The organism is Rhodovulum steppense (assembly GCF_004339675.1).
Classification (GTDB): Bacteria; Pseudomonadota; Alphaproteobacteria; order Rhodobacterales; family Rhodobacteraceae; genus Rhodovulum; species Rhodovulum steppense.
This window is the reverse complement of the sequence record NZ_SLVM01000045.1, coordinates 1-14,430: the sequence shown is the minus strand read 5'-3', so window position 1 is coordinate 14,430 and position 14,430 is coordinate 1. Positions and strand designations below refer to the sequence as shown.

Annotated in this window: 13 protein-coding genes; 4 read left to right on the top strand and 9 right to left on the bottom strand. The window is 65.8% G+C overall.

What is annotated here, in order from left to right; translation table 11 throughout:
- Positions 1–227: 227 nt before the first annotated feature.
- Together EV216_RS17650 and EV216_RS17645 are read right to left on the bottom strand one after the other, a co-directional pair.
- The gene (locus EV216_RS17650) at positions 228–620 is read right to left on the bottom strand and encodes a DUF6858 family protein (RefSeq protein ID WP_132697139.1); all 393 of its coding nucleotides are present in this window, start codon (positions 618–620) and stop codon (positions 228–230) included.
- A 70-nt stretch (positions 621–690) separates the two neighbouring features.
- Entirely contained in the window at positions 691–1,794 is a 1,104-nt protein-coding gene (locus tag EV216_RS17645) for a pyridoxal phosphate-dependent aminotransferase (RefSeq protein ID WP_132697137.1), read from the bottom strand.
- A gap of 98 nt (positions 1,795–1,892) precedes the next feature.
- On the opposite strand from EV216_RS17645, the gene EV216_RS17640 reads away from it, so the two are divergent.
- Positions 1,893–2,642, top strand: a complete 750-nt coding sequence (locus tag EV216_RS17640; protein WP_132697135.1) for an alpha/beta hydrolase — start codon at positions 1,893–1,895, stop codon at positions 2,640–2,642.
- Between the two features lie 75 nt (positions 2,643–2,717).
- Here the strand turns inward: EV216_RS17640 and phaZ are convergent, their stop codons facing one another.
- Positions 2,718–3,986 carry a polyhydroxyalkanoate depolymerase gene (gene phaZ / locus EV216_RS17635; RefSeq protein ID WP_132697133.1) on the bottom strand — a complete coding sequence of 423 codons (1,269 nt, stop codon included), beginning with the start codon at positions 3,984–3,986 and terminating at the stop codon, positions 2,718–2,720.
- A 99-nt stretch (positions 3,987–4,085) separates the two neighbouring features.
- Between phaZ and EV216_RS17630 the strand changes: the two genes are divergently transcribed.
- The 3 genes from EV216_RS17630 to phaR all read left to right on the top strand — a co-directional run bounded on the left by EV216_RS17630 (position 4,086) and on the right by phaR (position 7,170).
- A complete protein-coding gene (locus EV216_RS17630; protein ID WP_243642126.1) occupies positions 4,086–5,885 on the top strand; it encodes a PHA/PHB synthase family protein in 1,800 nt (599 codons plus the stop codon).
- A 126-nt stretch (positions 5,886–6,011) separates the two neighbouring features.
- A complete protein-coding gene (locus EV216_RS17625; RefSeq protein ID WP_132697131.1) occupies positions 6,012–6,461 on the top strand; it encodes a phasin family protein in 450 nt (149 codons plus the stop codon).
- A 148-nt stretch (positions 6,462–6,609) separates the two neighbouring features.
- A complete protein-coding gene (phaR, locus tag EV216_RS17620) occupies positions 6,610–7,170 on the top strand; it encodes a polyhydroxyalkanoate synthesis repressor PhaR (RefSeq protein ID WP_132697129.1) in 561 nt (186 codons plus the stop codon).
- A gap of 6 nt (positions 7,171–7,176) precedes the next feature.
- Here phaR and EV216_RS17615 read toward each other — a convergent pair whose 3' ends face one another.
- The 6 genes from EV216_RS17615 to EV216_RS18410 form a co-directional block, all read right to left on the bottom strand.
- Entirely contained in the window at positions 7,177–8,379 is a 1,203-nt protein-coding gene (locus EV216_RS17615) for a DegT/DnrJ/EryC1/StrS family aminotransferase (protein WP_132697127.1), read from the bottom strand.
- A gap of 77 nt (positions 8,380–8,456) precedes the next feature.
- Positions 8,457–9,761 carry an NAD(P)/FAD-dependent oxidoreductase gene (locus EV216_RS17610; protein WP_132697125.1) on the bottom strand — a complete coding sequence of 435 codons (1,305 nt, stop codon included), beginning with the start codon at positions 9,759–9,761 and terminating at the stop codon, positions 8,457–8,459.
- Positions 9,758–11,113, bottom strand: coding sequence for a glutamine synthetase family protein (locus EV216_RS17605; protein ID WP_132697123.1), 1,356 nt, complete (start codon positions 11,111–11,113; stop codon positions 9,758–9,760). The genes EV216_RS17610 and EV216_RS17605 overlap by 4 nt, the downstream gene beginning before the upstream one ends.
- A gap of 4 nt (positions 11,114–11,117) precedes the next feature.
- Complete coding sequence (locus EV216_RS17600; RefSeq protein WP_132697121.1) at positions 11,118–11,795, bottom strand: type 1 glutamine amidotransferase; 678 nt, start codon at positions 11,793–11,795, stop codon at positions 11,118–11,120.
- Positions 11,796–12,826: 1,031 nt separating this feature from the next.
- Entirely contained in the window at positions 12,827–13,750 is a 924-nt protein-coding gene (locus EV216_RS17595) for a tyrosine-type recombinase/integrase (protein WP_165899322.1), read from the bottom strand.
- The gene (locus tag EV216_RS18410; RefSeq protein WP_165899321.1) at positions 13,747–14,154 is read right to left on the bottom strand and encodes a hypothetical protein; all 408 of its coding nucleotides are present in this window, start codon (positions 14,152–14,154) and stop codon (positions 13,747–13,749) included. Before EV216_RS18410 ends, EV216_RS17595 begins: the two co-directional genes overlap by 4 nt.
- Between the last annotated feature and the right edge of the window lie 276 nt (positions 14,155–14,430).

The window sequence follows — 14,430 nt, the reverse complement described above, 5'->3', positions numbered from 1 at the left end:
AAAAGCACTCCCGCCCGAGCGCCGCGCCGGCAAGAGCGCCCTTCCCGCCTGGTGGCAGAAGTCCCGGCCCGGCCGATAATGCCGGACAATGCCGGACAATGCCGGGCCATCCGGGATAGCCCCCGGACCTCGACCCTCTTCCGGTATCAAACCCAGTGAGCCACGGGGATCAAACCCACTGAACACTAACAGGGGGGCAGCGCCCCCCTGCGCCCGGCGATGCTCTCTCAGGTCCGGTCGGCCAGCGCCTTGCACCAGGCTTCCATCTCGCGCGTCGCGATCTCCATCGGCGGTTCCATGAAGGTGATGTGGAACCGCTCACCCAGATCGGCCACGCCGATGGACCGGGGCCGGACCGCCAGCACATGGGCGTTCGGCAGCGCGATCCCGAAACAGAAGACGATGTTGCGGGCGTCGCGGATCCCTTCGCCGATGGTGCCGCCGATCGCGGTGGTATGCGCGAAATGGTCGAAGATGGCGATGAAGGCCACCTTGGGATGGGCGTCGATCCGCGCCCTGAGGGCGGCCATGATGTCATCGACGCTCTGGCAAGAGGTCTCGGATTTGGACAGGTCCATGCCGAAGACGGGATATTTCTCCATCAAGAGGGTCTGTTTCATCGGCGCTCCGGCGCTGGGGGTTGGCTTGGACCTGCTGTGACCGATCCTGCGTGCGCTGTCTGTGACCAGATCACCGGGCAGCGGCCAGCGCGCCGGGCAGCGCCTCGGCCAGTACATCCAACTGATCCTCCGGCCCTGCCGAGATCCGGATGCAGCGGTCCAGCGGCGCCACGCCGGGCATCCGCACGAAGACATCCCGCTCGGCCAGACCGGCCAGCACCGCGCGCGCCAGCGCCCCGTCCCCGCCGCAATCGACGGTGACGAAATTTGTGGCCGAGGGCAGCGCCACCAGCCCGTTCGCGCGCGCGATGGCCCCGATCCGGTCCCGCGCGGCGGCGACCTGGGCGCCCACCTCGGCCAGCCATGCAGGATCGCCCAGCGAGGCCAGCGCGCCCGCCTGGCTGATCCGGCACATGCCGAAATGGTTGCGCACCTTGTCGAAACCCGCGATCAGCGGGGCCGCCCCGATGGCATAGCCCACCCGCGCACCGGCCAGCCCATGGGCCTTGGAAAAGGTGCGCAAGCGGATCACGCGCGGGTCGTCGGGGTCGATGGGCGGCGCGGTGCCCGTGGGGGCAAACTCGATATAGGCTTCGTCCAGCACCATCAGCGTGCCCTCGGGCACCGCCTCGACCATCGCCTGCACGCGCGCAGCCGGGTGCCAGCTTCCCATCGGGTTGTTCGGGTTCGACAGGTAGACAAGCTTCGCCCCCACCTCCCGCGCCCGTGCGATCAGCCCGTCGGGGTCTTCGTGATCGCCCGCAAAGGGAACCAGATGCAGCGCGCCGCCGAAGCCTGCGACATGGTAGTTGAAGGTCGGATAGGCGCCGGCCGAGGTCACGACCGGATCGCCGGGCGCGACCAGCATCCGAACCAGGTAGCCCAGAAGCCCGTCGATCCCCTCGCCGACCATGACATTCCCGGGCGCCACGCCCAGATCGGCCGCCAGTGCCGCGCGCAGGTCGTGGCTGGTGGAATCGCCGTATTTCCAGGCTTCCCGTGCGGCCTCCTGCATCGCGGCAACGGCGCGCGGCGAGGGGCCGAACAGGCTTTCATTGGCGCCCAGCCGCGCGCGGAAGGGGCGGCCACGGGCACGCTCCTGCGTCTCGGGACCGACGAAGGGCACGGTGGCGGGCAGGCTGGCCACGAGATCGGTGAAACGGGGTCCGGTCATGGAGCGAGCAAAGCGGAAAAGCCGGGTCCGGGCAAGGGGGCGGGGTTGCGACCGGCCGCCCGCCTGCCTAGGCTCGCCCCGCCACAGGAGATATCCCGATGCCCGCACCCGAGTTCCTGACAACGCCCGAAGGCCGCCGCCTTGCCCATCACCGCTTGCCGGGCGCGGGGCCGGGGGTGGTGTTCCTCGGCGGCTTCATGTCCGACATGACCGGCACCAAGGCCACGCATCTGGAGGCCTGGGCGCGGGCAGAGGGCCGCGCCTTCCTGCGTTTCGACTATTCGGGGCATGGCCAAAGTTCGGGCGCCTTCGCCGATGGCTGCATCGGCGACTGGGCGGCGGATGCCGCGGCCGCCATCGCCGCGCTGACCGAGGGGCCGCAGGTGCTGGTCGGATCGTCCATGGGCGGCTGGATCGCGCTGTTGCTGGCGCGTGCCATGCCCGAACGGGTCGTGGGGCTGGTGGGCATCGCGGCGGCGCCCGACTTCACCGAGGACAGCATGTGGGCGGGCTTCACCGAGGCCCAGCGCGCCCGGATCATGGCCGAAGGCCGGATCGAGATCCCCTCTGCCTATGCCGACAGCCCCTACACGATCACCCGCCGCCTGATCGAGGACGGGCGCGCAAACCTCGTGCTGCGCACGCCGCTGCGGCTGCCCTTTCCGGTGCGGCTGTTGCAGGGGACGGCGGATGAGGATGTGCCGGTATCGGTCGCGCTGCGGCTGCTCGACCACATCGACTGCGCCGATGCGCGCCTGACGCTGGTCAAGGGGGCAGACCACCGGTTCTCGGAGCCGGACAACCTTGCGCTGATCGAGGCCGCCATCACGGACCTGACGACGCGCTGATCGTCCGCGCCGCCTGTCTTCTTCTTGGTCCAAATACCCACGCGCCGAAGGCGCCCGCGCCCGGCGGGCGCGGCCTCAGACGGTACGCAGATGCGCGCGGCCGGGTTGCGGTGTGCCGGAATTGGCGTCGATGAACTCCAGTACCAGCGGGCGGATATTGTTGCGCCAGCTCTTGCCCGCGAAGATGCCGTAATGGCCCGCGCCGGGTTCGAGATGGCTGGCCTTTTTCGACTCGGGCAGGGCGGTCAGCAGGTCGAGCGCCGCGATGCACTGGCCCGGCGCCGAGATGTCGTCATTCGCCCCTTCGACGGTCTTGACCGCGACATCGGTGATCGCGGCGATATCGACCTGGCGGCCTGCCACCTTGAAGACATTGCGCGCGATCTCGCGGCGCTTGAAGACACGCTCGACCGTGGACAGGTAGAACTCGGCGGTCATGTCCATGACGGCAAGGTATTCGTCATAGAAACGGTTGTGCTTGTCGTGGTCCGACGCCTCGCCCTTGGCCGCGCGCAGCACCTGTTCGGAGAACGCCCGGGAATGGCGGTCGCCATTCATCGACATGAAGGATGCAAGCTGCAACAGCCCCGGATAGACTAGCCGACCGACGCCCGCATATTTGAACCCGACGCGCTGGATCGCGACCTGTTCGAGCTGGCCCATGGTCACCCGGCGGCCGAAATCGGTGACATCGGTCTTGGCGGCATCGGGGTCGATCGGCCCGCCGATCAGCGTCAGCGACCGGGGCTGCGCGTCGGGGTCCTCGGCGGCCAGGTAGGCGGTCGCGGCCAGCGTCAGCGGTGCGGGCTGGCAGACCGCGATCACATGCGTTTCGGGGCCGAGGAACTTCATGAAATCGACAAGGTAGAGGGTGTAATCCTCCACGTCGAACTTGCCTGCCGAGACGGGGATGTCGCGCGCATTGTGCCAGTCGGTGACGAAGACCTCGCAATCGGGCAGCAGGCTCGCCACGGTCGAGCGCAGAAGCGTGGCATAATGGCCCGACATCGGCGCGACGAGCAGCACCCGGCGCGGCTTCGGCGGACGGCCATGGACCTGGAAATGGATCAGGTCGCCAAAGTGGCGCTGCACGACCTTCTCGACCGAGACGATATGGTCGCGCCCGTCGCCTGCGACCACCGTGTTGATGTTCCAGTCCGGCTTGGCGACCATCCGTGCGAATGTGCGTTCCGTGACCTCGCCCCAGGCCGCGACAAGCCGGAAGAACGGGTTGGGCACCATGCTCACGGCAGGGTAGGAGCCGATGGCCTGCGCCGTCGCGCCGAGCCACTGGTTGGTGGTGCGCGCCGTCTCCATCAGGTCGTAGGTCGCCATGTATTTCATTCGCCACTCCTTTTCCGATAGGATATCGGAGATGCAGGGACAGCGAAAGCCGGGGAGGCGGCATGCTGCAAACGCGAAAAGTAAGGGGGAAACCGCGCCGTGACAACTGAAGAAGATGCGCCGGGCAAGAATCTCGAACGGTTGAACGAGAACCTCGCCAAGCTGGAGGGGCTGACCGAGCGTCTCATGTCGGCGGTGTCGCGCAAGCGGCGGATCGACCCGAACCTGCAGGGGCCGGGCCATGATCTCTACATGAAGGCGGCCGCGGCCTACATGGTCGAGATGATGCGCAACCCCTCCAAGCTGATCGAGCATCAGGTCGCGTATTGGGGCAAGTCGCTGAAGCATTTCGTCGAGGCGCAGGAGGCGCTGGCGCGCGGCACGCTCAAGGCGCCCGAGGACCGCACGCCACCCGATGCACGGTTCTCGAACCCGTTGTGGCAGACGCATCCCTATTTCAACTTCGTCAAGCAGCAATACCTGATGAATGCCGAGGCGATCGCCCGGGCGGTGCGCGAGGTCGAGGGGCTGTCGCCCAAGGATGCCAAGCGGCTGGAATATTTCACCCAGCAGATCGTGGACCTGATGTCGCCCGCGAATTTCCTGGGCACCAATCCCGAGGCGCTGGAAAAGGCGGTGGCGACCGACGGGCAGTCGCTGGTGGACGGGCTGGAAAACCTGGTGCGCGACATCGAGGCCAATGAGGGCGAGATCCTCGTCACGCTGGCCGACCGCGAGGCATTCACCGTGGGCCAGAACCTAGCCACCACGCCCGGCAAGGTTGTCTTCCGCAACAGGATGCTGGAACTGATCCAGTACGCGCCCAGCACCGAGACGGTGCACGCGACACCGCTGATCATCTTCCCGCCCTGGATCAACAAGTTCTACATCCTCGACCTCACGCCGAAGAACTCGCTGATCAAGTGGATCGTGGATCAGGGCTATACGCTGTTCGTGGTCTCCTGGGTGAACCCCGATGCCAGCTATGCCGATGTCGGCATGGATACCTATGTCGAGGAAGGCTATCTGGAAACCATCGCGCAGGTGAAGGCGATCACCGGCGAGGACAAGGTCAATGTCATCGGCTATTGCATCGCGGGCACGACGCTGTCGCTGACGCTGGCGCTGATGGAAAAGCGCAAGGACCGCTCGATCCGCTCGGCCACCTTCTTCACCACGCTCACCGATTTCTCGGACCAGGGCGAGGTGGGCGTGTTCCTCGACGACGATTTCGTTGACGGGATCGAGCGCGAGGTGACCGAGAACGGCTATCTGGACAGTTTCTTCATGTCGCGGACGTTTTCCTTCCTGCGCTCGAATGATCTGATCTACCGGCCCGCGATCCGCAATTACATGATGGGCGAACGCCCGCCCGCCTTCGACCTGCTCTACTGGAACGGCGATTCGACGAACCTGCCGGGGCGGATGGTGGTGGAATACCTGCGCGGGCTCTGCCAGGGGGACCGGTTCGCCAGCGAGGGCTTCGAGATCTGCGGCGAGAGGGTGAAGATCTCGGAGGTCAAGGTGCCGGTATTCGCCATCGCCTGCGAGACCGACCATATCGCGGCCTGGGCCTCGTCCTATGAGGGCGTGCGCAGGATGGGCAGCCGGGACAAGACCTTCATCCTGTCGCAGTCAGGCCATATCGCGGGGATCGTGAACCCGCCGAGCAAGCGGAAATATGGCCATTACACGAGCGATGCACCGTTGAAGGAGACCCCCGCGGACGACTGGCGCGCGAGCGCCGAGTTCCACGAGGGGTCATGGTGGCCGCGCTGGCAGGAGTGGCTGAGCCGCCGTTCCGGCAAGCAGGTGCCCGCGCGCATTCCCGGCGAGGGGCCGCTGGAGGCGCTGTGCGACGCGCCCGGGATCTACGTCCTGGCGGGCAAGACCGCCTGACGGCATGTCCCCGGCGATTTTTTGCTGCACCGCAGCGGAAAGACTTGAAATGCTGCAGTGCAGCATGTATGTTGTTTTCAGGATCACAGCAGAGGCGGGCGGGTTGCCCGCAAGAGGAGACCCCCAATGGCTGATACCCAAGACTTCACCAAGATGATGCAGGACATGATGTCGGCGTTCTCGATGGACCCGACCGCCATGCAGGACGCGTTCAAGACCCAGGCCGCGCTGGCCGAGAAGATGTCGAAGGTCGCGCTGGAAGCGGCCGAGAAATCGACCGAGATCTCCGCCAAGTGGACCAAGGACACGCTGGCCAAGTTCGGCGAAGTGGCCACCGTCAAGGATGAGCCCACCGACTACACCAAGTCGCTGACCGATTTCGCCTCCGCCTCGGCCGAGATGGCTGCCGAAAACATGGCCGCCTTCGCCGAAGTCGCCAAGAAGGTCCAGATGGAAACCGTCGAGCTGATGCTGGCCGCGGGCAAGGACTTCTCTCAGGACGCCACCACGGCGATGAAGAAAGCCACCACCACCGCGACGAAGACCGTCAAGAAGGTCTCCACCCCGGCGGTGTGAACCAAATATTCGAATTGGCCTCGACTCCTCCTCCCTGTCGAATGGTCAATACTGGGGCGGGCCTTGTGCCCGCCCTTTCTTTTTGGCTTTGCAGCGCATAAGCTTGGCTGCGCCGCTCTGCGGCATTGCCATCGAGGGAGGCCCGCCAGTGACCGACGCGAAAGATCCGTTGCTGATCAAGCGCTATGCCAGCCGTCGTCTCTACAACACCGAGACGAGCGATTACGTCACGCTGGAGGATATCGCCAAGGTGATCCGCGAGGGCCGCGAGGTGAAGATCGTCGATCTGAAAAGCGGCGACGACCTGACCCGGCAATACCTGCTCCAGATCATCGCCGAGCATGAAAGCAAGGGCGAAAGCGTGTTGCCGATCAACGTGCTGACGGATCTGGTGCGCAGCTACACCACCTCGGCCCATTCGATCGTGCCCCAGTTCCTGGCGCAAAGCTTCGACATGCTGCGCGAGAGCCAGTCGAAGATGATGGAGAACATGGGCAGGATGAACCCGATGGCAGCGGCCGCGATGCCCGGCTTCGAGGCGCTGAAGGCGCAGCAGGAGGCGTTCCTGAAGGCGATGACCGCAGGCTGGGCGGTCAGTTCGGGGCCGGGCCGCGACGAGGACGACGGGGGTTCCGACCGCGCCGAGCTTGAGGATATCCGCCGCGAACTGGCCGAGTTGCAGCGCAAACTGTCCCAGATGAACGGCTGATCCGCCTCAGGTGCCGTAGGCGCGGGTCTCGACGCCTTTGACCGTCTGGGCAGCCGCGATCAGCGCATCCGCGATCACATCGAGTTCAGCGCGGATCAGCCTTGCCGGCAGGCGGGTGTCGCAGGCGCGCATCAGCATTGCGCGCGTCCGGGGCAGGTCGGGCAGTGGCCCTTCGATGAACTGCCAGTTCCAGAAGGCGCGGGCATTGTCGCGGCTCAGCCCGAAGACCTGCACCGACACGCCGCGCGTCGCAGCCTCGTTCTGGAAGGCGACGGCCTCGGCATCGGTGTCGTAGCCCACCAGGTTGAACTGGATCGAGTCGGGCGCGCGGTCCTCGCCGGGCAGGGGCGCGGGGACGTCGATCCAGGGACAGGCGTTCAGCCGGTCGGCCATGTAATCGTGGTTCGCCCGGCCGTCACGCACGCGGCGGTCGATCTGGGACAATTGCGGTCGGATCACGGCGGCGGACAGGTTCTGCATCCGCATGTTGTAAAGCGGCAGGCGGTTCTGCCAGCGGGCATAGCTGTTCTGCAGCCCGTCATGTTTCTTCCAGTTATGCTCATAGGCGCCCGACATGATGACGGCGCGCGCGGCAAGGTCGGGGTCGTCGGTGATCAGCATGCCGCCTTCGCCCGCGTTCACCAGCTTGTAGGACTGGAAGCTGAAGCACCCGATGGCGCCCAGCGTGCCGACCCTGCGGCCATGCCAGAGCGTGCCCAGCGAATGGGCCGCATCCTCGATCACCGGAATCTGGCGTTCCGCGCATAGCGCAAGGATCGCGTCCATGTCCGAGGTATGGCCGCGCATGTGGCTGATGAGGACGGCGGCGATGCCGGTGTCGAGTTTTGCGGCGAAATCGTCGATGTCGATCCGGTAATTCGCGCCGACCTCGACCAGCACGGGCTGGCAATCGGCATGGATCACGGCCGAGGGCACGGCAGCAAAGGTGAAGGCAGGGATCAGGACGCGCGCGCCGCGCGGCAGGTCCAGCGCCTTGAGCGAAAGAAACAGCGCCGCCGAACAGGACGAGACGGCGACCGCGAAGCGTGTGCCCATCAGGGTCGCGAACTCGCGCTCGAGCAGCGTCACAGGCGCATCGGCAGCGGCGTTATAGCGGAACAGGTCGCCCGATTGCAGCAGCCGGTCGATCTCGACCCGCGCGGCCTCGGGGATCGGTTCGGCGTCGTGGACATTGGGGGCGAGGGGCATGGGTTCGCCTTTCCTGAACAGCGCTTTCGGATTTCCTGTAAAGGAAAGCCCGGCCGCGGACAATGCCGCGCCAGGGGTCAGATGCCCAGCCGGTCGCGCAGGCCGAACCACGCCATCGCCAGTGCCAGAAGCGGGCTGCGCAGCGCAGCGCCCCCCGGGAAGGGGGGGCAGGGCAGGCGGGCGAGCGTGTCGAAGCCCTCGCTCCGGCCTTGCGCGGCCTCGGCCAGCAAACGGCCCGCAAGGGTGGCCAGCGCCACCCCATGCCCGGAATAGCCGCCCGCCGACAGGATACCCGGCGCGGGCGCGGCAAGATGGGGCAGGCGGGTGCGGGTGATCGCGAGCGTGCCGCCCCAGGCATGGGTCAGGTTCACATCCGCCAGATGAGGAAAGACCTCAAGCATCGGCTTGCGCACCTTGGCGCGGATGTCCTGGGGGAAGCGGTAGCCATAGCTTTCGCCGCCGCCGAACAGAAGCCGCCGGTCGGGCGTCAGGCGGAAATAGTTGACCACGAAGCGGCTGTCGGCCACCGCGATGTCGCGTGCCAGCACGCTTGCCGCGCGCTCGCCCAAGGGTTCGGTCGCGACGATGAAATTGTTGATCGGCATGACCCGGGCGGCCACATGCCGGTCAAGCCCGCCCAGATAGCCGTTCGCCGCGAGGATCACCCGGTCGGCCGTCACGCGGCCGCTTTCGGTGACCACGACGGGCCGCGTCCCCGGCTCGATGCGCTGGACCAGCGTGCCCTCATGCAGATGCGCCCCGGCCGCGGCGGCGGCCCGCGCCAGCCCCAGCGCATAGGCCAGCGGGTTCAGATGCCCCGCGCCCCAGTCGATCACCCCGCCGCGATAGGCGGGCGATCCCACAAGCGCGCGCATCTCGTCCCGGGTCAGCGGCTCGACCAGATCGTAGCCATAGTCGCGGCGCAGCTTTTCGGCATAGCCATGTGCGTCCGCCACACCGCGCGCGGTCCATTCGGCATAGGCCACGCCGGGGCGGTAGTCGCAGTCGATGGCGTGCCGCGCGATCAGATCGGCAACCAGCGCGCGCGCATCCTCGGCCAGATGCCAGAGTCGGGTGGCGGCCGCATCGCCCAGCATCCGCTCCAGCGCGTCCTGATGCAGCCGCTGACCCGATCCGACCTGCCCGCCATTGCGCCCCGAGGCGCCGAAGCCCATCCGATGCGCCTCGACCAGAACGACATCGGCCCCGGCCTCGGCCGCATGCAGCGCCGCCGAGAGCCCGGTATAGCCGCCGCCCACGACGCAGATATCCGCCCGCATGTCGCCCTGAAGCGGCGGGAACGGGTCCAGCGGCGGCGTGACCTCGGCATACCAGCTTGCCGGCCAGGCGCCGCGGCGGTCGTTGGCAAACAGCAGGTTCATACGTTCAGCAGCAGATGCTCACGCTCCCACGGGCTGATGACTTGCAGGAATTCCTTGTATTCCAGCGTCTTGACCGACTCGTAGACGGCGCAGAACTCCTCGCCCAGAACCTCGCGCATCGCCGGGGACGCGCCGAAAAGGTCCAGCGCCTCGGACACGTTGCGCGGGATCGACTCGTCGCCGGAATAGGCGTCGCCCTTGTATTCGGGTTTGGGCTGGGCGCCCTCGACCAGGCCCAGATAGCCGCAGGCGAGCGACGCCGCGATGCCCAGATAGGGGTTGCAATCCATCCCGGCCAGCCGGTTCTCGACCCGGCGTGCCTCGGGTTCGGCGACCGGCACGCGCAGCCCGGTGGTGCGGTTGTCGCGCCCCCATTCCAGGTTGATCGGTGCGGCAAAGTCGGGGACATAGCGGCGATAGCTGTTCACATAGGGCGCAAGCAGCGCGACGACCGATGGCATATGCGTCTGCAACCCGGCGATGAAATGCATGAAGGCCGGGCTTTCGCCGCCATCGGATTCCGAGAAGATGTTGCGGCCCGTTACCGTCTCGACCACCGAATGGTGGATATGCATGGCAGAGCCGGGCTCGTCCTCGATCGGCTTGGCCATGAAGGTGGCGTAGCAGTCATGCCGCAGCGCCGCCTCGCGGATCAGTCGCTTGAAGAAGAAGATCTCGTCGGCCAGCCGCACCGGATCGCCATGGCGCAGGTTCAGTTCCACCTGACCCGCGCCGCCCTCCTGCAGGATGCCGTCGATCTCCAGCCCCTGGGCCTCGGCGAAATCGTAGATGTCGTCGATCACCGGGCCGTATTCGTCCACCGCGCTCATCGAATAGGCCTGCCGCGCGGCGGCCTTGCGGCCTGACCGGCCGATCGGCGCCTCCACCGGCTCGGCGGGGTTCACGTTGCGCGCGACAAGGAAGAATTCCATCTCGGGCGCGACGATGGGCTTCCAGCCGCGCGCATTGTAAAGCCCGACGATGCGCTTGAGAACGTTGCGCGGCGCAATGGAAACCGGGTTGCCCGCCTGATCGGAAATGTCGTGGATCACCTGAAGCGTGAGGTCGGCCGTCCAGGGCGCGGCCGTGGCGGTGGTGAAGTCCGGCGTCAGGATCATGTCGGGCTCGGTGAAGGCCTGGCCCGGAATGTCGGCCCAGTCGCCGGTGATCGTCTGCAGGAAGATCGAGTTCGGCAAATAGAACCGGGTCTGGGTGGCGAATTTCGAGGCAGGCATCGCCTTGCCGCGGGCGACCCCGGCAAGATCGGCGACGATGCATTCCACCTCGTCGGGTTTGCGCCCGCCAAGATAGGCCGCGACGGCCTCCGGAAGCTGGTCGAGCCAGTTGGACATCGGATTAGCGCCTTTCGGTGAAGAACCGCGCAATGCGCGCGGCCATGGCCTGGGAATCGGTGGGCTGGTCCAGCCGCGCACGCGCCTCGGCCAATACGGGCTCGGGCACCAGCCCTGGCGCCCGGGTCTGCATCAGGCCGGCGATGAAGTCCCGCTCGAATTCGGGATGCGACTGCACCGAAAACGCCCGGTCGCCATAGATCAGCGCGGCATGGGCACAGAAATCGTTGCCGCCGACCGTGACCGCCCCTTCGGGCGGGCGGATCACCTGGTCCTGGTGCCAGGCGTTCAACCGGTAGTTCCGCCCCTCTATCCGGTAATCGGTCGGCCCGACCGCCCAGCCGCCAGCGAATTTCTCGACCTGCCCGCCGAGCGCCCGGGCGATGATCTGATGGCCGAAACAGATGCCCACGACCGGCACCGCGGCTTCCATCGCGGCGCGGATGAATTCTTCCAGCGGCGGGATGAAGGGATGGTCCTCGTAGACGCCATGGCGCGAGCCGGTGATGAGCCAGCCCCCGGCGTCGAGGGGCGATGCGGGAAAGTCCATCGCCTCGACATCATGGGTGACGAAGTCGAATCCGTGGCCCGCAAGCAGGCGCGTGAACATGTCGGGATAATCGCCATGCGCTGTCCGAAGACTTTCGGGCGCATGGCCGGTCTGCAATATGCCGATCCGCATTTCGGGGTCTCTGGGTTATGCGCCGTCAACCTAGTCAGCGGCCCGGGAACGGGCAAGCCCCCTCGATGGTGCCCCCCCCTCGGCGCGCATCGTCGGCCTCGCTTTATGACCTGGGGCGCTCCAGGATCTCGCCGGGATGGTGATCCTGTTGCCGTGAGCCCCTCTGGCGTCGTCGGTTCATGCCCCATGGCCCGCGCGGGGCGGTCGCGCCCTTCCCGGGATACACTGCGGGATGGGCGCGCTCGGCCATGAGCCCTGACCGCAACGACCGGGCACAGGGCGCGGTATCTCGGCGCCATCGGTTCGGATTTGGAGGGTGCGCGGCTCTGACGCGGGAATGCCCTGTCCGCGCGCCTGTGATGAGGCCGCAAGCGAGCCCTCGGCACATGGTCATCCGTCGTTTCATGGCGCAGGCAGGTGTCCTGCCCGGGGATATGCGGGCAGCCGAGAGCGGCATCCAGGCCGAGGTTCCGCGGTGACGTCCCGCGGCGACCGGATTGGCCGGAACAGATGCGCGGATGGTGTCGGCGGCGTCGAGCGGATGCGTCGGACTGCGCAATCAAGGTCGAGGGGGCGTCGATGAACAGGTCATCCCGACGGAAGAGCTGCGTCGCGGCGCCTTCTTGGCGGTCGGCGCGGACTTCAACACTTCCACCAGATCCAGCAGCAAGCGCCGCTCCCGATGCAGGCCCGTGCTGTGGTCACGGTGAGCTGCGGCCTGTCGTCCCGTCCAGGGCGCCGTCGACGTCGCCGGGGCTTGGAGCGAAGAGGGAACGAAGGCGGCTGCACCTTGCCCGGAAACAGTTCCGGATGCTGTCTTTTCATGCCATTTCAACGGGTTCGGTTCCCTGGGGTGGGCGCTGATGACCCTTGTTGATTTCGCCTTGTATTTCCACGGTTTGCGCGGCTATACCCATCAGCGGAGACGTGGCCGAGTGGTCGAAGGCGCTCCCCTGCTAAGGGAGCGTTTTTTCTGTCCAAGGCTCTGTTAATCATGAATTTTCTCCGGCGCGAAACGGGAATTGACCATATCATGCCCGGAAGTCCCAGCCATGATCGAGAAGGCGCTGGGCAAGATCGCCGGGCGCCCGCTTGCGATAGCGCCGCGCGGTATCCGACTTCGCCCAGCCACCGCGATCAAGCAGTCGATCGTGGTCTCCGACCTGCGCACTGAACCAGGTTGCCCAGGTATGCCTGAGCGTGTAGGGGGTGACCTCGGGCCCCAGGCCGGCCGCGGCGCAGATCCTTGCGAAGTGCTTCGCAATCTGCCCGCCGCCGTATTCTCGCAAGACGTAGGGCTGACCGTTGGGCTTCAGAAAGGCCCGACCGGATTCCGGAAGCGCTCCGATCAGCTCGACCGCCCGTTCCGGGAACTGCACCCAACGTCTGCTTGACCACGTCTTGCCCGCTCCGACCTGGTCCGCGCGGATCAGACATTCGCGCGTCCCCCAGTTGAAATCCCCGACATCGATCACGAAGGCCTCTCCGGGCCGGACCCCCGTCGCCAGCAGGAAGACGATGAGCTTCAGGAGCTGCCGATCGGGATCATGAATGCCCGCACGAGACGGGTCCGACGCGACCGCGATCAGCCTTTCGGCTTCTTCGGGGGTCAGCCAGCGGGTCCGTTTCCCGTCCTGGTGCGGAACCCGGCGTTTTCCGGCGTTGAAGTTCCGAATCGCGGTGATCGGCGTGTAGATCTGCCGATGGCTGGTCGACTCCGCTGCGCCGGGCAGGAGCGCCGCGGCTGCCCTGCAAATTGCCAGATCGTCGATTTCACTCAGGCGCGTTTCGGGACCAAAATAGAGGATCAGCTTCGCCAGGAACCGTGTCTGCTTCGTGACCTTCATGTAGAGCCCCGCGGCCTCGGCGAATGTCGGATCGCACCGCGGATTCATGAAGTCGTGCATCTTGGTCGCGAAAAGCAGCCGGGCAGCCTCTTCGGCAAGCGCCTTCATGCTCCTGTCGCGAATGCCAAGGCGTCTTCGTACACGGCGACCGAGGATGTACTCGTCGAAAACCCAGTCACCATTCCGCCACTTCGCGAATTTGCGTTGGCCTTGGGAACCATTACGTTTCCACATTTCAACGCATTCCTAACTGCCTCGATGTGAGTCCTGTAAAATACGGGCCTTCGGCCTCGCCATTCACAGACCTCGATTTCGGTCGCGAGGCGTTTTCTCAGCGTGAAGAGATACCGGACCGAGATCCCGAGAGCCTTGGCCGCCTCCACCCTGGAAAGCGGGCACTCCTGGGGCGCAACGAAACTGGTGATCGGCAAGTCCGCGCCCGAAAAGCTTCCAGGGCAGATACTTGCCTTTGCCTTTTGCCGCTTGCGCGAACCGGCCGTCGCCTCCCTCATCTGTCGATCCATTTGCACCATCTTCAAGCAGTCCCGGCCCACAATGCCTCACGTGTCTTTTATCAGCTGCCAAGAAGCGCGCGATCTGTCAAGGCACTGATGTTATGGAAAAATAGGCGTAGACTTTGGCTCGGGAATTACCGGGTACGCGCCCTTCATGATTTTATCGAGGGAAAAATGACCTAGGCTCCAGACCCATTGATTTCAGGTCTTTGGCGTGATTCAGGCTCCGCGAGGAGACCTGATCTATGAGCAATCTTTACTGGCTGACCGAGG

Excerpts from the sequence above, each read along its gene's own strand:
- EV216_RS18410 (WP_165899321.1), bottom strand. The coding sequence starts at position 14,154 with ATGAGGGAGGCGACGGCCGGTTCGCGCAAGCGGCAAAAGGCAAAGGCA.
- EV216_RS17610 (WP_132697125.1), bottom strand. The coding sequence starts at position 9,761 with ATGAACCTGCTGTTTGCCAACGACCGCCGCGGCGCCTGGCCGGCAAGC.
- EV216_RS17640 (WP_132697135.1), top strand. The coding sequence starts at position 1,893 with ATGCCCGCACCCGAGTTCCTGACAACGCCCGAAGGCCGCCGCCTTGCC.
- EV216_RS17595 (WP_165899322.1), bottom strand. The coding sequence starts at position 13,750 with ATGAAGGCGCTTGCCGAAGAGGCTGCCCGGCTGCTTTTCGCGACCAAG.
- EV216_RS17625 (WP_132697131.1), top strand. The coding sequence starts at position 6,012 with ATGGCTGATACCCAAGACTTCACCAAGATGATGCAGGACATGATGTCG.
- EV216_RS17650 (WP_132697139.1), bottom strand. The coding sequence starts at position 620 with ATGAAACAGACCCTCTTGATGGAGAAATATCCCGTCTTCGGCATGGAC.
- EV216_RS17600 (WP_132697121.1), bottom strand. The coding sequence starts at position 11,795 with ATGCGGATCGGCATATTGCAGACCGGCCATGCGCCCGAAAGTCTTCGG.
- EV216_RS17645 (WP_132697137.1), bottom strand. The coding sequence starts at position 1,794 with ATGACCGGACCCCGTTTCACCGATCTCGTGGCCAGCCTGCCCGCCACC.
- EV216_RS17605 (WP_132697123.1), bottom strand. The coding sequence starts at position 11,113 with ATGTCCAACTGGCTCGACCAGCTTCCGGAGGCCGTCGCGGCCTATCTT.
- EV216_RS17615 (WP_132697127.1), bottom strand. The coding sequence starts at position 8,379 with ATGCCCCTCGCCCCCAATGTCCACGACGCCGAACCGATCCCCGAGGCC.
- phaZ (WP_132697133.1), bottom strand. The coding sequence starts at position 3,986 with ATGAAATACATGGCGACCTACGACCTGATGGAGACGGCGCGCACCACC.